This window comes from Pseudarthrobacter sp. B4EP4b (assembly GCF_006680095.1).
GTDB lineage: Bacteria > Actinomycetota > Actinomycetes > Actinomycetales > Micrococcaceae > Arthrobacter.
In genome coordinates this window covers 1-17,890 of record NZ_VHIJ01000027.1, presented here as the reverse complement: position 1 = coordinate 17,890, position 17,890 = coordinate 1, and the positions used below count along the sequence as shown (strand labels likewise).

Here is a 17,890-nt window from a genome sequence, read left to right as displayed (position 1 = left end):
CCTCCTGCTCGCCGCCCACCCCTCCGGCGCGGTCCTGCAGGAACTCACCCAGGCCGGCCACCCCCACCCGGACAATCCGGAACCCAGGCTTGCCTCCACGAGCGAGCTGGCCGACGTCGTCCGCGGGCTGGAACGCACGCCACGCACGGGGCAAGGGCCCCGCTGGATCTGGCACCGCACCCAGGACTGGTACCCGTCCCTGCTGGCATGCGGGGTTGAACTCGAACGCTGCTATGACTTGAGCCTCTGCGGGAACATCCTGGCCCTTTCCCAGTTCACCGCCCACACTGACTACGCCAGGAACGCCGAGAAGGTCACCCTGGATGACCCGGAGCAGCCGCCGCGTGCGCTCCAGCCGCCTCCGCCGCCTCCCGAACAGGACGCCCTGTTCGAGGATCCGAAAACTGGCTCCCGGCTCCGTTTCACCCCTGAAGACCTTCGGAGCGAATACGCTGCCCAGCAGGAAGCGCTGGCCGCCGTCAATCCGGAGGAGAACCGCCGCAGCCGGCTTCAGCTCCTGCTGGCCGCCGAATCCGCCGCTGCCATGATCGCGGCTGAAATGCAGCATGCCGGAGTTCCCTGGCGGGAGGACCTGCACGAGGAAATCCTGGCCGACTATTTGGGTCCCCGCCCGCCCCTGGGCCACCGCCCGGCCAAGCTTGAGGCCCTGAACATCGAACTGCGTAGGCTGGTGAACGCCCCTACACTGAATCCGGACTCCCCGCAGGAACTCATCCGTGCCCTGCACCGAAACGGCATCGAGGTGAAAAGCACCCGCCAGTGGGAGCTCAAGGAGTCGAACCATCCGGCCATCGAACCGCTGCTTGCCTACAAGAAGCTCTCACGCCTGCACACGGCGAACGGCTGGGCCTGGCTTGACGCGTGGGTTGCCGGCGGCCGGTTCCGGCCTGAGTACGTAGTGGGCGGCGTGGTCTCGGGCCGCTGGGCCTCGCGCGGCGGAGGTGCCCTGCAGATTCCGCGCCAGATCCGCGGCGCCGTCCATGCCGATCCAGGCTACAAGCTGATCGTGGCGGACGCTTCCCAGCTTGAACCGCGCGTCCTCGTGGCACTGGCGCAGGACGCCATCATGGCTGAGGCCGCCCGGGACCAGGACCTCTATGCCGGCATCGCCGCGAAGGGGTTCGGCGGCGACCGGGCGAAGGCGAAAGTGGCGCTGCTCGGTGCCATGTACGGCGCGACCTCCGGCGAGGCCGGGCGCCTGATGCCGCAGCTCACCAGGACCTATCCGCGGGCGGTGGGTTTTGTGGAACAGGCAGCCCGGGCCGGCGAGTCCGGCGGAACCGTCACCACGCGGCTTGGCCGCAGCAGCCCGCCCCCGTCGGAGCGCTGGTTCCAAAGCCAGCGTCCGGCGTCGGCCGAGGAGCAGCGGCGGGCAGAATCGATAGCGCGTTCCAGGGGGCGTTTCACGCGCAACTTCGTGGTCCAGGGTTCCGCTGCGGACTGGGCAGCCTGCTGGCTGGCTGAATTACGACGGCGGCTGCGTGCCTTGCGCACGGAAGGCCAAGCGAGGGCGGAGCTCGTCTTCTTCCTCCACGACGAGGTGATGGTCCACGCACCCGTCCACCAAGTGGAAGCGTGTATCCAGGCGATTGAGGATGCCGCGAGCGCAGCAAAGGCGCTGTTGTTCGGGCCTGTTCCGGTGGAGTTTCCGGTGAGCGTGGCAGTGGTGGATTCGTACAACAACGCCAAATAGGAAGCGACCTGCAACGCACCTTGGTGCCCGCCGGCGCGACGTTTGTCGAGAAAAGTAACCTACCCGGCGGTAGCTCGCCGGGTCACCGTGACGCGGGTTACAGTCTTCTGGTGACTGAAGCAGATCGGTCCAAAGGTTGATGCAAAGACGCAACACCAGGGGAGGTCCGGCATATGGCGGGCAGGTTTGAAATACATCGGGTTGGGGACGAGTCGTACAGGCTGCGGCTGACGGATGCAGAAGGCAACATCGTTGCCGTCTCGCCAAACTTCAAGTCTCTGAACACACTTTTGGAAGGCGTTAAGGCGATGCGTGAGAATGCGGCCACCGGGATAGTGGTGGATCTCCGCCATCAGCAGGCCTGAGGCAAAGTGACCAGCGCCGGCGGCAAACTTTAGACACCCATCGGGTGCACCCGGCTCCGGTCCCACGGAACGGCCCAGCCGAGCTGTTCAAAGAGGCCGTTCAGGACGATGCCGGTAAAACCCCAGACCACCACTCCATTGACCGTAAAGGCCGGGCTGTCGAACGTGCGGCCCGCACGGTGGACTGTTGCCATGACCCTGTTGTCCGGATCCAGCAGGTCCCGGACGGGGACCCGGAACACCTGCGCGGACTCGGCATAATCCACCACTCCGACGGGCGACGGCGAGCGCCACCACCCCAGGACAGGGGTGACGAGGAAGTTGCTGTGGGCCAGGCCCAGTTCCTGCAGGGTGCCCAGGACCTCCACGCCGTCCGTCTCCAGCCCCGTTTCCTCTTCGGCCTCCCGCAGGGCCGCCTGAACGGGTGTTTCCCGTGCGTCAATGGCGCCGCCGGGAAACGCCACCTGCCCGGGGTGGGAACCCAGGGTGTGCGCGCGCTCCAGGAGCAGGACGTCCAGGTCTGCGGGGGCCAGCGGCTTGTCCGAGGCAGCCGGAACGTCATCGAGGGCCCCGAAAAGCATCAGGACAGCGGCCCTGCGCGCCCGCGTGGCATCCACCGTCAGGGCGGCCCACAGGGGGTCCGGGGCGGATACCGACCCTGACGCGGACCTTCGCGCCAAGCCGATCAGGTCTTCGCGGGCGCTCACGGGTTCCTCTTTTGGGATTCCATCCTGATTTCGGCCGCCCGGTGGGTTTCGGCCAGCAGCTGGGCCAGGAGGGCTTCGTTGCCGGGAGCGAGTTCGTATTTCAGCAGTTTTGCCGCTTTAGCCGGATCTGTTTCGCCCATGCCGTAGCTGGGGCACCAGGTGGCCACGGGGCACGCACCGCATGCCGGCTTGCGGGAGTGGCACACCCGCCGCCCATGGAACACCACCCTGTGGGAGAGCATGGTCCAGTCCCTCTTCTCGAAGAGCTCGGCCACGTCATATTCGATCTGGACAGGGTCCTCGGACTGTGTCCAGCCAAACCGGCGCGCAAGGCGGCCAAAATGGGTGTCCACCGTAATCCCGGGGACGCCGAACGCGTTGCCCAGCACCACATTGGCGGTCTTCCGGCCCACCCCCGGCAGCGTGACCAGGTCCTCCAGCCGGCCGGGAACCACGCCGTTGTACTCGTCCACCAGCCGGGTGCACAGGGCGAGAAGGCTTCGCGTCTTGGCCCGGAAGAAACCGGTGGGTTTGATGATCTCTTCGATCGCGGCTGGATCCGCTTCTGCCATGGACCGCGGATCAGGATAACGCGCGAACAGCAGCGGCGTGATCTGGTTGACGGTGACGTCGGTGGTCTGCGCGGACAGGACCGTGGCCACCAGCAGCTCGAACGGATTGCGGAAATCAAGTTCGGCATGGGCGTAGGGGTACTTCTCTGCCAGGGCCCTGTTGATCCGCCGCGCCCGCCTCTTCAGTCCGAGCATGGACTCGGCGGAGACCACGGGCATACCGGCGGCCTGGCCGGCCGGAGCCTGCCCGCCGCCGGCCCTGGCTGCCCGGGAACCGGTGACGGCCCGTGTGGCTTTGGCGGCCCGGGGCGAGCCCATCGGCTAGCCGCGCTCGATATTGCTGAGGTCGCGCAGCACGCCCAGCCGCCCGTCGGTGTGCTGGACCAGGAATTCGTGTCCGCGGTCCTCCAGTGCCAGCACCCAGCCGCCGGGCTCGATCACGAATGCGGGAGCGCCGGTGCGCGGATCAAAGGCGGTGCGGTGCTGTGCCACGGCGAACCAGAACGCTTCATGGATGGGCTGTTCGTCCGCTTCCTCAGGCCGGCTTGCGGGATCAACTGTTGCCCCGATCGGATTGTCCGCCCGGACCTGCGGGTGGACGGCCGTAGCGGCCGGCGGCTCCCAGGAGCCCTGAGCGGCGGAAGGGGCAGCAGCAGCGGAAGGGGCAGCGGCAGCGGAAGCTGCCGGGCCGCCGTCGTGGTTGCCGGCAGTACGCTGCGCAGCGGCCGGCGAAGCTCCGGAACCAGCGGCAGCACCCGCAGCCGCACCACCGGCCGCGGGGAGGTCCGCCAGCTGCGTCTCCTCCGCGGAAGAAGCTGACGCAGGGCTGACGACGCCGGACGCCTGGGTTGCCGGCTGCGCCGAAGCGGGACGGACGACGTCGGACGCCTGCGTTGCGGGCCCCGGGTCACCTGCCGGGCGGGCGTCGGATGCTTCGGGGGCAGTGGAAACAGGTGCCGGGCCCGTGGCAGGCGTCCCGGAAGCGGCCACGCCGGCAGTGGGAACCGCCGCCGTGGCGGGGGCGTGGTGCTGCGTGGCATGGGGCTGGACCGCCGAGGATCCGGCCCCGGCACCGCTGAACAGCCCTGCGCCGGAGGCAGGCTTGGAAGCAGTGGACTCCACCTTGGGCTTTTTGGGCGCGCGCGGTTTCTGGACGGGAACGGCTGCTTCCCGTGCCACCACATGCGCGGGGACTTCCACGCGGCCCTGGAAGTCGGGTGAGACATAGGGAATGAAGCGGCCCAGGACCGTCGCGGCAAACAGGACCAGGGCGCCGATCAGGGCCACCAGCAAGGTGGGCACATAGGCGACGGCAACGGTCAGGAAGAAGAAGGCGACCGCGAAGGACGCGACGACGGAAGCGAACTGGTCGATGGACAGCGATCCGATCCTGATTTTTGTGCCGGGGGCCAGCCTGCGCGCGGCGAAGAGTGCGCTCACCACCAGGGGCAGGACAATACCCAGGCCGAGGAAGAAGAGGTTGTTCAGGTTCCAGAGGTTGTAGCGGCCGCCGAAGATGGGCAGCAGGGACGCGACGAACAAAATGAGCGTGGCGGCAAACACGGCCAGGTCCCGGATGGTGAACGGACCGAGCACTGCCTGGTGGGCGTTGGCGCCCTTGCCTTCGGACGTGGCCGGCTTGCCTGCCCCGGCGGCCGGGGCAGCGGAACTGCCGGAACCCGCCTCGGCGTCAGGGCCTGTTTTCTGGCCGAAGATCTGCTGGTTCATTCTGTTCTCCTTAGCGTGGCGGCACCGGGCCAAGTGGCCCCGAAACCGTGCCGTCGTACAGCGGCTCCCTCCTGCCCCGGACGCTTGCGCGGCCGGATGGGAGGCACCGAAGTGAAGTCACAATTCAATCTCAGCCTAGTCAACAGCCTCAGTGATCACTAGCTGGGCGCGGCCGGTTCAGTGGCCCCTCGCGTCCACTCACCGCTTAATAAATGCCGTTCGCGGGTCCGTTTGTGACAGCGCACACATGCGCCACTGGCAAGCATTAGTCTTGATTCCGGAACAGCTCTTTGCGGAAAATCCGTGACCAGCCGGTGCCCGGCGTCGTGCAGGCGGCGGAGCCCGGCCGGAGGCGGATGCCCCGCAGCAAAGATCGATGAATGATGAGGTTCACATGTCCCAGGACACTTCAAGCTCCACGGCCACCGCTGCCGCCGGCTCCGGACAAGGCGGGCAGGCCGGCCAGCAGGGCGATGCCTTTGAAAACCTGCTGCACGAGACCCGGACGTTTCCGCCCACTCCCGAGTTCGCCGCTGACGCCGTGGTCAAGGCTTCGGAATACGAGGAGGCCGCCGCCGACCGGCCGGCGTTCTGGGCGAAGCAGGCGCGTGAGCTGCTGACCTGGAGCAAGGATTTTGACGAGGCGCTGGACTGGTCCAACCCGCCGTTCGCCAAGTGGTTCGTGGGCGGAGAGGTCAACGCAGCCTACAACGCGCTTGACCGGCATGTGGAGGCCGGCCGGGGCGACCGGGTGGCCATCTACTTCGAAGGCGAACCCGGAGATACCCGCACCTACACGTACGCGCAGCTGACCGACGAGGTGAAGAAGGCCGCAAACGCGTTCGAATCCCTCGGCGTGGTCAAGGGTGACCGCGTGGCCGTGTACCTGCCGATGATCCCCGAGGCCGTGATCACGCTCCTGGCCTGCGCCCGGATCGGCGCCGTGCACTCGGTGGTGTTCGGCGGTTTCTCGGCTGACGCGCTGCGCTCCAGGATCGAGGATGCCGAGGCCAAGCTGGTGGTCACCGCCGACGGCACGTACCGCCGCGGCAAGCCCAGCGCCCTCAAGAGCGCCGTGGATGAGGCCCTCGCGAACGATGGCCACAGCGTGCAGAACGTTGTGGTGGTCAAGCGCAACGGCCAGGACGTGGACTGGACCGAGGGCCGGGACCACTGGTGGGCAGACACCGTGGAGGCGGCTTCCGCCGAGCACACCGCGGTGGGCCATGATTCCGAGCACCCGCTGTTCATCCTCTACACCTCCGGCACCACCGGCAAGCCCAAGGGCATCCTGCACACCACCGGCGGGTACCTCACCCAGAACGCCTATACCCACAAGGCAGTGTTCGACCTGCACCCGGAGACGGACGTGTACTGGTGCACGGCCGACGTCGGCTGGGTCACCGGCCACTCCTACGTGACCTACGCCCCGCTCATCAACGGCGCCACCCAGGTCATGTACGAAGGCACCCCGGACTCCCCGCACCAGGGCCGCTGGTGGGAAATCGTGGAGAAGTACAAGGTCTCCATCCTCTACACCGCCCCCACCGCGATCCGGACGTTCATGAAGTGGGGCCGGGAGATCCCGGACAAGTACGATCTGTCCTCCCTGCGCGTCCTCGGTTCCGTCGGCGAACCCATCAACCCCGAAGCCTGGATGTGGTACCGGAAGGTCATCGGCGGGGACAAAACCCCCATCGTGGACACCTGGTGGCAGACCGAAACCGGCGCCCAGATGATCGCCCCGCTCCCGGGAGTCACCGCAGCCAAGCCCGGCTCCGCCCAGGTGCCGCTGCCCGGCATCGCGGTGGACGTGGTGGACGATATGGGCGAATCCGTCCCCAACGGCCACGGCGGCTTCCTGGTGATCCGCGAACCCTGGCCCGCCATGCTCCGCGGCATCTGGGGCGACCCCGAACGGTACAAGGACACCTACTGGTCCCGCTTCGAGAACATGTACTTCGCCGGCGACGGCGCCAAGAAGGACGAAGACGGCGACATCTGGCTCCTGGGCCGGGTGGACGACGTGATGAACGTCTCCGGCCACCGGCTCTCCACCACCGAAATCGAATCCGCCCTGGTATCCCACCCCGCGGTGGCCGAAGCCGCCGTGGTCGGGGCCTCGGACGAAACCACAGGCCAGGCCGTCGTCGCGTTCGTTATCCTCCGTGGCGACGCGGTGGATTCCGGAGATGACATCGTCCAGGAACTCCGGAACCACGTGGGCAAGGAAATCGGCCCCATCGCCAAACCGAAGAACATCCTGGTGGTCCCCGAACTGCCCAAGACCCGCTCCGGCAAGATCATGCGCCGCCTCCTCAAGGACGTCGCAGAAGGACGTGACCCGGGAGACGCCACCACTCTCTCGGATCCCACCATCATGCAGCAGATCGCGCAGTCGCTCAGAAAGTAACAGTGGCTTAGCATCCCCAAGAAGCTGCAGAATGGCCCCGGCTTCCCTGTTAATCAGGGAAATCGGGGCCATTCGTGTTTTGTGACGATTCAAAATAATCGATATCCAAAATGTTATTTCCCGTTCTTCCATGTTCTGTTTTGCGAGGTTATAGTCGAGGCATGTGAGGTGTCTCACATGCGGCTATTTTTCAAGGGAGAGAACATGGCTTCACAGTTTGATGCGTCTGCAACTGCATTTCCGAGCAGGCGGAGCATCCTCAAGACCGTTGGCGTAGGCGCGGCAGGCCTGGCCGGCATCCCGTTCCTCGCGGCCTGTACCGGCGGAAGCGCCCCGTCCGCCTCGGGCTCCGACTCCCCCGGCCTGACCTTCGGATCCGGTTCCTCCGACGACGTCCCCAAGCGGGCCTACCAGGCCGTCACTGACGCTTTCACGGCCAAGACCGGCAAGAAAGTCACCACGAACGTGGTGCCCCACAACGACTTCCAGAACAAGATCAATTCCTACCTGCAGGGCTCTCCGGACGATACCTTCACCTGGTTTGCCGGCTACCGGATGCAGTACTACGCCGGCAAGGGCCTCCTCGCACCGATCGATGATGTCTGGGAAACCATCGGCGGCAACTACTCCGATGCCCTGAAGAAGGCTTCCACGGGTCCGGACGGCAAGATGTACTTCGTCCCCAACTACAACTACCCGTGGGGCTTCTTCTACCGGAAGAGCCTCTGGGCCGAGAAGGGCTACGAGGTGCCGGAAACCTTCGACGCCCTCAAGACCCTTGCCGCAAAGATGCAGGCGGACGGCATCATCCCCATCGGCTTCGCCGACAAGGACGGCTGGCCGGCCATGGGCACGTTCGACTACATCAACATGCGGCTCAACGGCTACCAGTTCCATGTGGACCTCTGCTCGCACAAGGAATCCTGGGACCAGCAAAAGGTCAACGCGGTCTTTGACACCTGGTCCGCCCTGCTTCCCTTCCAGGATCCGGCGGCCCTCGGCCAGACCTGGCAGGACGCCGCCAAGGCGCTGGAGGCGAAAAAGACCGGGATGTACCTGCTCGGCTCCTTTGTCACCCAGCAATTTACGGACCCTGCGGTGCTGGCAGACATCGATTTCTTCGCGTTTCCGGAGATCGCAATGGAAGGCCGCGACGCCGTCGAAGCCCCCATCGACGGCCTCCTGCTGTCCAAGAAGGGCGGGGAAAACAAGACGGCGCGGGACTTCATGGCCTTCCTCGGCACCGCCGAGGCGCAGAATGCCTATGCCGCCGTGGACGCGTCCAACATCGCCACCGCCAAGGGGACGGACACCTCCAAGTTCAGCCCGCTCAACAAGAAATGTGCGGATACCATCGCGGACGCGAAGTACATCAGCCAGTTCTTTGACCGCGATGCACTGCCCGCCATGGCCAACAACGTGATGATCCCGGCCCTGCAGAGCTTCATCAAGGACGGCAAGATGGACGTCAAAAACCTCGAGGCCCAGGCCAAGACGCTCTACGCCGCGCAGTAGTTCCCAGCGCAGTAGTCCCAGGGCTGATCTTCCAGCCCTGCCCGGGCCGCCCCACTGGCGACCAGCCGGGAAGGGAACGACGACGGCGGCGCAGGCCCGCGCCGTCGTCGTTCCCTTCCAGCGTCCGCACCAACCAAGGAAGACTTCCATGAGCAGCACAACACAAGAACTGATCCCGCCCGAAGCGCGGGAACCCGGGGGCGGCCGCATCCGCCGGACCCGGGGCGGGCGGGTCCGCCGCCTTGCCGGGCGGGACAAAGTGGTCCTGGCACTGATGGTGGGGATCCCTACCCTGATCGAATTGATCCTGGTCTGGCTGCCCACCCTGATGTCCGTGGGGCTGAGCTTCACGAGCTGGAACGGCCTGGACCTGGCCGACATCCGCCCTGCCGGCACCGGAAACTACCAATACATCACCCAGGACTATCCGCCCTTCTGGCCGGCCGTGCAGCACAACCTGCTGTGGCTCCTGTTCCTGGCCCTGATTGCCACACCGCTGGGCCTGCTGCTCGCTGTGCTGCTGGACCAGAACATCCGCGGCAGCAAGATCTACCAGAGCATCTTCTTCGCGCCCGTGATGCTTTCACTGGCCCTGATCGGCATCATCTGGCAGCTCTTCTACCAGCGCGACAACGGCCTTTTGAACTTCCTGCTGGGCACGGCGGGGACTCCGCAGGCCGTTGACTGGTTCGGGGACTCCTCAGTGAACATCTGGGCAGCCATGATCGCTGCCACCTGGCGGCATGCCGGCTACGTCATGCTCCTGTACCTGGCAGGGCTGAAGGGCGTAGACCCGAGCCTGAAGGAAGCCGCGGCCATCGACGGGGCCAGCGCGGTGCAGACCTTCTTCCGCGTGGTCTTTCCTGCCATGCGTCCTATCAACATCGTCATTGTGGTGATCACCATCATCGAATCACTGCGGGCCTTTGACGTGGTGTACGTCATTAACCGCGGCACCAACGGCCTGGAAATGCTCAGCGCCCTGGTGATCCAGAACCTGGTGGGCGAAGGCCAGGTGATCGGCGTCGGCTCCGCCCTGGCAGTGGTGCTGCTGGTCATTTCCCTCGTCCCCATCGTCTTCTACCTCAGCCGCACCTTCGGCAAGGAGAACAAAGCATGAGCACCACCACAGCACGCCCGGGCACCATCGATACCGCAGCGCTGCGGTCCGGCAGCAGGCCCAAGCGCCATTATGGAACCCACATTTTCCTCACGGTCATGGCGGTGATGTGGCTGGTTCCGCTGGGCTGGTCCCTCTTCACGGCCCTCCGGCCGGTGGCATCAACGAACGAATATGGCTACTTCAGCCTTGCCGGTGACTTCAACTTCGACAACTTCATCCAGGCCTGGACCCAGGGCGGGTTCGCCACATACTTCTTGAATTCCATCATCCTCACCGTTCCGGCAGTGCTGCTGACCCTGTTCCTGGCGTCCCTCATGGCGTTCGCCGTGAGCCGCGTCAGCTGGAAGTTCAACGTCACCCTGCTCATCATGTTCACCGCGGGCAACCTGCTCCCCCCGCAGGTCCTGGCCGCACCGCTGTTCGAGATGGCCAAGCACTTCGAAGTGCCGTACTCGTTCAGCGACTCCGGAAACATGCTGAACACCTACATCATTGTGATCGCGGTCAATACCGCGTTCCAGATGGGGTTCTGCACCTTTGTGCTGTCCAACTACATGAAGGCGCTCTCGGCGGACCTCACCGAAGCCGCGCTGGTGGACGGCGCCGGCATCTGGCGGCAGTACCGGGAGATCATCATGCCACTCTGCCGGCCGGCATTCGCAGCGCTCGGCACACTCCAGGTCATCTTCATCTACAACGACTACTTCTGGCCCCTGATCTTCATCCAGAGCGGTAACCGGCTACCCATCACCACGGCCATCAACAACCTCCAGGGCGAGTTCCTGAGCAACTACAACCTCCTGGCCGCAGGGGCCGTCATCACGGTGATTCCCACGCTGGTGATCTACCTGCTGCTGCAGCGGCAGTTTGTTGCGGGCCTGACTCTTGGTTCAAGCAAGGGGTAGACCATGATGGACTTTGACGGGAACAGCGCTCCCCCTCCCGCAGCACGAAAGGAACCCCATGCTCCCCGCAGCACGCCACCAGGCCATCGTGGACGCCGTCCAGCGCGAACGGGTGGTCCGTGTCTCGGACCTCGCCCAGCAATTGGGTGTCTCATTGATGACGGTCCGCCGGGACATCGAACTGCTGGAGGAAGGCGGCAAGCTGGAGCGGATCCACGGCGGAGCCAAGCTTCCTGGCGATGCCAGCACGCACGAACCCGGCTTTGAACTGAAGTCCACGCAGCTGACGGCGGAGAAGCGTGCCATCGCCGTCGAAGCCGCGGCCCTGGTCCAGGAGGGTATGGCCGTTGGCCTCAGCGCCGGGACCACCACCTGGGCACTGGCCAAGGAACTGGTCAACGGACCCCAGATCACGGTGGTCACCAACTCGGTGCGCATCGCCGACCTGTTCCACCATGCTGCGTCAACCGGCCCGGCCCGCTACAGCTCCACGGTGATCCTGATCGGGGGCCAGCGCACGCCGTCGGACGCGCTGGTGGGCCCTATCGCCACCAGCGCCCTGAAGCAGCTGCACCTGGACCTGCTGTTCCTGGGTGTCCACGGCATGGATGCGATGGCGGGCTTCACCACCCCCAACCTGCTCGAAGCCGAAACGAACCGCGCCTTTGTGGCCGCCGCAAGGAAGACCGTGGTGCTTGCGGACCACACCAAGTGGGGGGTGCTGGGCATCAGTTCCATTGCGGCACTGGAGGAAGTGGACGAGGTGATCAGCGATCCCGGACTTGGTTCCGAGGCACAACGTGTCCTGCAGGAGAGGGTAGGCAGGCTGCGGCTGGCCGCAGCCTAGGAGCGCCAGGCTACGAGCAGCCGCAGGACTGCCGGACCTGCAGTTCGGCAGGGAAAATGAGGTGTTCGGATTCGTGGTGGCGGTGGGCGCCGATGAGGGCACTGACGGCGGCCTCCGCCATGGCTTTTGCCGGCTGTTTCACTGTGGTGAGCGGAGGCCAGCTGTACTCCGCCTCGGCCGAGCCGTCGAAGGAAGCCAGGGCAATGTCCCCGGGGATTGACAATCCCGCTTCATGCAGCGCCCGAAGGATACCCACCGCCTGCAGGTCCGAGGTGGCGAAGATAGCGGTGGGACGGCTTGCTGCGGCCAGGAGGCGTTTCCCGGCGGCATAGCCGCCCTCCCGCGTGAACGGGGTGCGGACAATGGGACCTTCGGACAGGCCGGCCGCGGCAAGGGCCTGGAGCCAGCCCTCTTCACGGCCGTCATAGTAGTTGCCCGTGTTGGTTCCCATGGCCAGGGCGATATTGGTATGCCCGTGGCCGATCAGATGTTCCACGGCCGTTTTCGCCCCGGCCACCAGGTCAACGCCCACGCTGTCGAATCCCGGAGCGTCAGCACTGTGGTTCAGCAGGACAACAGGAATCTCCGCAGATTCAAGTTCCGGCAGGGCAGGTTCCATCAGAACACTGGAAAGGATCACCCCGTCCACCTGGCGTGCCGCAAGGTTTCGGAGGTTCCGGAGTTCCTTGGCAAGGTTTCCGTCCGAGTTGGTCAGCAACAAGGCGTAGCCCAGTTCGGCGGCCGCATCTTCCACGGCATGGGCCAGCAGCGAAAAGAAAGAGTTGCTGTTGTCCGGGATGACCAGCCCTATCGTTTCACTGGATCCCAGCTTCAGGGCACGGGCGGCAGCATTCGGGCGGTACCCCAGCCGGCGGATGGCGTCCTGCACTTTGGCTTCCGTTGCGGGCGCCACTTTTTTGGGCCCCCCGTTAACCACATAACTCACGACGGCGGTGCTGACGCCCGCGAAGCGCGCAACGTCCTTGCGCGTCACCGGCCCGCGCGGGGCCGGCACTGCCGAAGTGGTCATGGAGTACATGCTAGCTATCAGTGGGCCGGGGCGTCGCCGAAGTCACGGATGGGCAGCCGCGCGCCGTTTTGCTGGGCCGACTGGTGGGCCACGATCCCGGGCAGGGTGAAGCGGGCCGCCACCCAGGCGTTGACCGGCGGAAGCGTGCCCTGGTTCACGGCGGTCACAAAGTCATCCACCAGGAAGTGGTGGCTGCCTTCATGCCCGTTGGGTGCACCGCGGAACTCTTCCGGCAGCCGCTCCGCATTGTGGACGGGCGCGAGGCCGGACACAAAAGCGTCCCGGAGTTCAGGGGCCACGTTGGCCAGCGAAGGATCATCCAGGGACATGCTGGGCCGCGTTTCCACCTGCTCCGAAATGTCATGGACGTTCATTTTGTCCTGCCATACGGTGACCTTCGCCAGTTGCTCAAAGCTTGCCTCCGTACCGAAGAACCGGAACCGGGACTCCCGGATGTGGGACGGATAGCCCACGCGGCGCATTTCATTGGTACGCATCACGCCGCCGTCGTTCAGTTCAAAGAGCGCTGTGGCGTTGGAAAAGTCGTTGCCGAACATGCTGACGGCCTGGTCGAACACGCCGTCGTTCCGGTCATCCCGGACACCTACACAGCTGACGCTGACGGCGTGCGCCGGGACGGCGCCGAGCACACCCCCGATGGCGTGGGTGGGGTAGAGCATCGGCGGGTAGCTTGCAGTTTCCTTCCAGCGGTCGCCGCCGCTGTACTGGTAGGCGTCGTAAAAGCCCAGGTCCATGTCGTGGACATAGTCGCCCTCGGAGTAGAAGATCCGGCCGAACCGCCCTGCTGCATGCTGCTCCCGCGCATATACAGTCGCCGGGTTGTAATAGCTGGTCTCCCCCATCATGTACACCAGCCCAGTGTCGCGGACGGCGTCAATGATGCGCGCAATCTCATCTTCCGAGATGGCCATGGGGACGGCCGAGTACACATGCTTGCCGGCGCGCAATGCCTGCTCCACCAGCGGGCCGTGGGTCCAGCGCTGCGTGAAGATCGCAACCGCGTCAACGTCGGAAGCGAGCAGTTCCTCGAAACTCCCCTTGGACCCTGCGAGGTGGTAGCGCTCCCGGGCCTCGGCGGCGCGCTCGGGCCGCTCGTCCACCACATACACCTCGCTGACCCCGGGGTGGAGGTTGAAAAGGTGTGCGAACTGCCCGCCGAACTGTCCCGCGCCGAGTACGCCGATCGAAAACGTCATTGTCTGCCTTTCCCTGGTTGCGGGGGCGCCGAGGCAGGCGCCCTCCATCAGGAAGCCAGTGTTGCACCTGCTTCTACTCGAGTCAATAAGCCAGTAGGTGAACTAATCCCGCAAGAAACAGCATTAAAAGTAATCCTTGCGGCCCTGTATCTACTCGTGTAGATTGCTCTTCAAGTTGTTACCCCCGTCACAGTCAGGAAAGGGTCGAAGATGACCACCCTTGCCAAACACTCAGCACCTGTTTCGCCTGCCCCGGACAAACCCAAGCCCTACGGCGGCCTCCGCCGGTTCGGGGACCTCAAGATCGCACTGCTTTTCATCGCCCCGGCAATGATCGGGTTCATCGTCTTCTACGTTGTCCCCACCATCCGCGGCGTGTACCTCAGCTTCACGGAGTACAACATCCTCGGAGACCCGGAATGGGTAGGGGTGGACAATTACACGGCCATCGCCAAGGACCCGCTGTTCTGGAACTCCCTCGCCGTCACTGGCCAGTACGTTTTCCTGAACATCGTCCTGCAAACCGCACTGGCACTGGGCCTGGCGCTCCTTATGCACCAGGTGGCCAAATCCACCATCATCCGCGGCGCCCTGCTGATGCCGTACCTGATGTCCAACGTCATCGCCGCACTGCTGTGGTTCTGGATGCTCGACTACCAGATCGGCGTGGTGAACCAGTTCATCGAATGGGCCGGACTCCCCCGGGTGGCGTTCTTCGGCAGCGAGGAGTGGGCCATTCCCACCCAGGCCGTAATCAACACCTGGCGGCACATGGGTTACACAGCGCTGCTGATCTTCGCCGGCCTGCAGTCCATCCCGGGCCACGTGTACGAGGTGGCGAAACTGGACGGGGCGTCAGCCTTCCAGACCTTCCGCAAGATCACCATTCCCCTGCTGCGTCCGGTCCTGGTGCTGGTGCTGGTGGTGACGGTGATCGGTTCCTTCCAGGTCTTCGACACCGTTGCCGTGACCACCGCAGGCGGCCCGGTCAACGCCACCCGCGTCATCCAGTACTACATCTACCAGCGTGCCTTCACCGAGTCGGACTTCGGCTACGGATCCGCCATCGCCGTCATTCTCTTCCTCATCCTCGCCCTGGTGGCCTTCATCCAAATGAAGTTCCTCAAGGGCAACGAGTCGGACCTGGACTAAGGAGTCCTCCATGACCACCACAGCAAGCCGCGCCCAGCTGCCGGCCGCAACCCGCCGCCGTCGTCCTTTCAACCCCCGCCGCGCCGCCGCCTGGGCCCTGCTGGTCCTCGCGATCGCCGTCTCCGTGCTTCCCTTCCTCTGGGTCCTGCGCACGGCACTGTCCACCAACAACGCCCTTGCCACCAACGCCGCCAGCCTGCTGCCGGCGGAGTTCAGCTTCGGCGCCTTCAAGCGGGTCTTCGGGCTCCAGTCAGCGGCGGATGCCGTGGCGGAAGGCGGCTCCGGGGCGCAGATCGACTTCTGGCTCTACCTGCGGAACTCGATAGTCTTCTCCTCCATCACCACTGCGGGCGCAGTCTTCTTCAGCGCAATGGCCGCCTATGCCTTTGCCCGGCTGCGCTGGAAGGGCCGGAACGCCGTCTTCAGCCTCTTCCTCGGCACCATGCTGGTCCCGCCGATCTTCACCGCCCTGCCCAACTTCCTGCTGATCAAGAACCTGGACCTGCTCAACACGATGCTCGGCATGGTCCTGCCCTACATCTTCATGACCCCCTTCGCCATCTTCTTCCTGCGCCAGTTCTTCCTGAACATGTCCCGCGAAGTGGAGGAGGCGGCCATGCTCGACGGCGCCAAGCACCTTCGGATCTTCTTCCAGATCGTCCTGCCCAATGCCGCAGCCCCCATCGCCACCCTTGCCCTGCTCACCTTCATCGGCCAGTGGAACGAATACTTCTGGCCCCTGCTGGTCGGTTCCCAGGACGACGTCCGTGTGCTCCAGGTTGGCCTGGGCGTCTTCAAGTCCCAGTCGCCGCAGGGTGCACCGGACTGGTCCGGCCTCATGGCCGCGACCCTCATCTCGGCCCTGCCGGTGCTGATCCTCTTCGCCGCCTTCGGCAAGAAGATCGTCAATTCCATCGGCTTCTCCGGCATCAAGTAACCACCACGCCACCCATCCCACCCCTGAACGGAAAGTAGAACCATGAAGAAAACCCTCGGCGCCGTCGCCGTCGCCGCAGCTGTGGCACTGTCCCTGTCCGCCTGCAGCGGATCAGCCTCCTCGGCTGAGTCCTCCAAGGGCGAGATCAGCTACTGGCTCTGGGACGCCAACCAGCTCCCGGCCTACCAACAGTGCGCTGACGACTTCACCAAGGCCAACCCGGACATCAAGGTCAAGATCACCCAGCGCGGCTGGGACGATTACTGGAGCACCCTCACCAACGGCTTCGTGGGCGGCACGGCACCGGACGTGTTCACCAACCACCTGGGCCGCTACGGCGAACTGGCCGAAAACAAGCAGCTGCTGGCCATCGATGACGCCGTCAAGAAGGACAACATCGACCTGACGGGCTACAACGAAGGCCTCGCGGATCTGTGGGTGGGCCAGGACGGCAAGCGCTACGGCCTGCCCAAGGACTGGGACACCATCGGCCTGTTCTACAACAAGGCCATGCTGGCCGGCGCCGGCGTCACCGAGGACCAGATGAAGAACCTCACCTGGAACCCGGAGGACGGCGGCACGTACGAAAAGGTTGTTGCCCACCTCACCGTGGACAAGAGCGGCAAACGCGGCGACGAGCCCGGCTTCGACAAGAACAACGTTGCCGTTTACGGGCTGGGCCTGAACGGCGGCGGCGACTCCTCCGGGCAGACCGAGTGGAGCTACCTCACCAACACCACCGGATGGTCCCACACGGACAAGAACCCGTGGGGCACCCACTACAACTACGACGACCCCAAGTTCCAGGAAAGCATGGAATGGTTCGCCGGCCTGGCTGAGAAGGGTTACATGCCCAAGCTGGAAACCACTGTGGGCGCAGCCATGGCCGACACGTTCGCGGCAGGCAAGTCTGCCATCAACGCCCATGGTTCGTGGATGATCGGACAGTACACCGGCTACAAGGGCATCGAAGTGGGCATCGCCCCCACCCCTGTGGGTCCGCAGGGCGAGCGTGCCTCGATGTTTAACGGCCTGGCGGACTCCATCTGGGCCGGTACCAAGAAAAAGGATGCGTCCATCAAGTGGGTGGAATACCTCGCCTCGGCCGACTGCCAGGACGTTGTAGCCTCCAAGGCGGTTGTCTTCCCGGCGCTCAAGGCATCCTCGGACAAGGCCGCTGAAGCGTTCGCCGCCAAGGGCGTGGACGTCTCCGCCTTCACCGAACACGTCAAAAACAAGACCACGTTCCTGTACCCCATCACGGACAACACCGCCAAGGTCAAGGGCATCATGGAGCCAGCCATGGACGCAGTGGTCTCCGGCAAGGCGCCCGCAAGCTCCCTCACCCAGGCCAACGAACAGGTCAACGCCCTGTTCAAGTAGGCACCCAAACGTGGTTGCGTATGTGGTCGCAACCACTGCGCCGGATGCCGCCGTTCCCCTCCTCGCGGCGGCGGCATCCGGCCACCCCTTCCCCTTGCTTTCCTGACGTGCGTAACTTAAGGCGCACCCCTTGAACACTGAAAGAGATCCTATGGACCCCCTCCACCTCCGTTCCGCCGGCACCAGCCTGGTGATCAGTTTCAACAGCGGGGAGGCCGAGATCATCCATTGGGGTGCTGACCTTGGCAGCCCCCTCCCGGACCTCGCCATCCTCGGCGAGCC

Annotated in this window: 15 protein-coding genes; 10 read left to right on the top strand and 5 right to left on the bottom strand. The window is 64.8% G+C overall.

Translation table 11 applies throughout. From position 1 onward, the window contains the following. Both FNL14_RS09970 and FNL14_RS09965 read left to right on the top strand, forming a co-directional pair. Nucleotides 1–1,714: bifunctional 3'-5' exonuclease/DNA polymerase (locus FNL14_RS09970; RefSeq protein ID WP_142059662.1), on the top strand; the 1,714-nt coding region annotated here is incomplete at its 5' end. 173 nt (nt 1,715–1,887) lie between these two features. Then, nucleotides 1,888–2,079, top strand: coding sequence for a DUF1508 domain-containing protein (locus FNL14_RS09965; protein WP_091422602.1), 192 nt, complete (start codon nt 1,888–1,890; stop codon nt 2,077–2,079). 29 nt (nt 2,080–2,108) lie between these two features. Here FNL14_RS09965 and FNL14_RS09960 read toward each other — a convergent pair whose 3' ends face one another. The 3 genes from FNL14_RS09960 to FNL14_RS09950 all read right to left on the bottom strand — a co-directional run bounded on the left by FNL14_RS09960 (nt 2,109) and on the right by FNL14_RS09950 (nt 5,086). Further along, nucleotides 2,109–2,786, bottom strand: coding sequence for a CoA pyrophosphatase (locus tag FNL14_RS09960; protein ID WP_091422604.1), 678 nt, complete (start codon nt 2,784–2,786; stop codon nt 2,109–2,111). Further along, nucleotides 2,783–3,577 (bottom strand): endonuclease III, encoded by a 795-nt coding sequence (gene nth, locus FNL14_RS09955; protein WP_142059666.1) that lies wholly within the window; start codon nt 3,575–3,577, stop codon nt 2,783–2,785. The genes FNL14_RS09960 and nth overlap by 4 nt, the downstream gene beginning before the upstream one ends. Nucleotides 3,578–3,679: 102 nt before the next feature. Then, nucleotides 3,680–5,086 (bottom strand): hypothetical protein, encoded by a 1,407-nt coding sequence (locus tag FNL14_RS09950; protein WP_142059660.1) that lies wholly within the window; start codon nt 5,084–5,086, stop codon nt 3,680–3,682. Between the two features lie 394 nt (nt 5,087–5,480). Here FNL14_RS09950 and acs point away from each other — a divergent pair, with 394 nt between their 5' ends. The 5 genes from acs to FNL14_RS09925 all read left to right on the top strand — a co-directional run bounded on the left by acs (nt 5,481) and on the right by FNL14_RS09925 (nt 11,889). Next, the gene (gene acs / locus FNL14_RS09945) at nt 5,481–7,499 is read left to right on the top strand and encodes an acetate--CoA ligase (protein ID WP_142059664.1); all 2,019 of its coding nucleotides are present in this window, start codon (nt 5,481–5,483) and stop codon (nt 7,497–7,499) included. A 204-nt stretch (nt 7,500–7,703) separates the two neighbouring features. Further along, complete coding sequence (locus FNL14_RS09940; RefSeq protein ID WP_255470773.1) at nt 7,704–9,014, top strand: ABC transporter substrate-binding protein; 1,311 nt, start codon at nt 7,704–7,706, stop codon at nt 9,012–9,014. A gap of 148 nt (nt 9,015–9,162) precedes the next feature. Further along, nucleotides 9,163–10,134, top strand: coding sequence for a carbohydrate ABC transporter permease (locus FNL14_RS09935; protein WP_142059656.1), 972 nt, complete (start codon nt 9,163–9,165; stop codon nt 10,132–10,134). Beyond that, nucleotides 10,131–11,042: a carbohydrate ABC transporter permease gene (locus tag FNL14_RS09930; RefSeq protein ID WP_142059654.1), complete on the top strand. Its 912-nt coding sequence runs from the start codon at nt 10,131–10,133 to the stop codon at nt 11,040–11,042. Before FNL14_RS09935 ends, FNL14_RS09930 begins: the two co-directional genes overlap by 4 nt. Nucleotides 11,043–11,100: 58 nt before the next feature. Further along, nucleotides 11,101–11,889 carry a DeoR/GlpR family DNA-binding transcription regulator gene (locus tag FNL14_RS09925; protein ID WP_091422617.1) on the top strand — a complete coding sequence of 263 codons (789 nt, stop codon included), beginning with the start codon at nt 11,101–11,103 and terminating at the stop codon, nt 11,887–11,889. 10 nt (nt 11,890–11,899) lie between these two features. Here the strand turns inward: FNL14_RS09925 and FNL14_RS09920 are convergent, their stop codons facing one another. Both FNL14_RS09920 and FNL14_RS09915 read right to left on the bottom strand, forming a co-directional pair. Then, complete coding sequence (locus FNL14_RS09920) at nt 11,900–12,928, bottom strand: LacI family DNA-binding transcriptional regulator (protein WP_370455846.1); 1,029 nt, start codon at nt 12,926–12,928, stop codon at nt 11,900–11,902. Nucleotides 12,929–12,936: 8 nt separating this feature from the next. After that, nucleotides 12,937–14,136 carry a Gfo/Idh/MocA family protein gene (locus FNL14_RS09915; RefSeq protein WP_142059650.1) on the bottom strand — a complete coding sequence of 400 codons (1,200 nt, stop codon included), beginning with the start codon at nt 14,134–14,136 and terminating at the stop codon, nt 12,937–12,939. A 210-nt stretch (nt 14,137–14,346) separates the two neighbouring features. Here FNL14_RS09915 and FNL14_RS09910 point away from each other — a divergent pair, with 210 nt between their 5' ends. From FNL14_RS09910 to FNL14_RS09900, 3 genes are read left to right on the top strand one after another with little or no spacing between them, the layout of a single operon-like run. Beyond that, nucleotides 14,347–15,288 carry a carbohydrate ABC transporter permease gene (locus FNL14_RS09910; protein WP_142059648.1) on the top strand — a complete coding sequence of 314 codons (942 nt, stop codon included), beginning with the start codon at nt 14,347–14,349 and terminating at the stop codon, nt 15,286–15,288. A 10-nt stretch (nt 15,289–15,298) separates the two neighbouring features. After that, the gene (locus tag FNL14_RS09905) at nt 15,299–16,225 is read left to right on the top strand and encodes a carbohydrate ABC transporter permease (protein WP_142059646.1); all 927 of its coding nucleotides are present in this window, start codon (nt 15,299–15,301) and stop codon (nt 16,223–16,225) included. Between the two features lie 42 nt (nt 16,226–16,267). Next, nucleotides 16,268–17,608, top strand: a complete 1,341-nt coding sequence (locus FNL14_RS09900; protein WP_091422627.1) for a sugar ABC transporter substrate-binding protein — start codon at nt 16,268–16,270, stop codon at nt 17,606–17,608. Nucleotides 17,609–17,890 lie beyond the last annotated feature (282 nt).

Excerpts from the sequence above, each read along its gene's own strand:
- FNL14_RS09965 (WP_091422602.1), top strand. The coding sequence starts at position 1,888 with ATGGCGGGCAGGTTTGAAATACATCGGGTTGGGGACGAGTCGTACAGG.
- nth (WP_142059666.1), bottom strand. The coding sequence starts at position 3,577 with ATGCCCGTGGTCTCCGCCGAGTCCATGCTCGGACTGAAGAGGCGGGCG.
- FNL14_RS09950 (WP_142059660.1), bottom strand. The coding sequence starts at position 5,086 with ATGAACCAGCAGATCTTCGGCCAGAAAACAGGCCCTGACGCCGAGGCG.
- acs (WP_142059664.1), top strand. The coding sequence starts at position 5,481 with ATGTCCCAGGACACTTCAAGCTCCACGGCCACCGCTGCCGCCGGCTCC.
- FNL14_RS09940 (WP_255470773.1), top strand. The coding sequence starts at position 7,704 with ATGGCTTCACAGTTTGATGCGTCTGCAACTGCATTTCCGAGCAGGCGG.
- FNL14_RS09935 (WP_142059656.1), top strand. The coding sequence starts at position 9,163 with ATGAGCAGCACAACACAAGAACTGATCCCGCCCGAAGCGCGGGAACCC.
- FNL14_RS09930 (WP_142059654.1), top strand. The coding sequence starts at position 10,131 with ATGAGCACCACCACAGCACGCCCGGGCACCATCGATACCGCAGCGCTG.
- FNL14_RS09925 (WP_091422617.1), top strand. The coding sequence starts at position 11,101 with ATGCTCCCCGCAGCACGCCACCAGGCCATCGTGGACGCCGTCCAGCGC.
- FNL14_RS09920 (WP_370455846.1), bottom strand. The coding sequence starts at position 12,928 with ATGTACTCCATGACCACTTCGGCAGTGCCGGCCCCGCGCGGGCCGGTG.
- FNL14_RS09915 (WP_142059650.1), bottom strand. The coding sequence starts at position 14,136 with ATGACGTTTTCGATCGGCGTACTCGGCGCGGGACAGTTCGGCGGGCAG.
- FNL14_RS09910 (WP_142059648.1), top strand. The coding sequence starts at position 14,347 with ATGACCACCCTTGCCAAACACTCAGCACCTGTTTCGCCTGCCCCGGAC.
- FNL14_RS09905 (WP_142059646.1), top strand. The coding sequence starts at position 15,299 with ATGACCACCACAGCAAGCCGCGCCCAGCTGCCGGCCGCAACCCGCCGC.
- FNL14_RS09900 (WP_091422627.1), top strand. The coding sequence starts at position 16,268 with ATGAAGAAAACCCTCGGCGCCGTCGCCGTCGCCGCAGCTGTGGCACTG.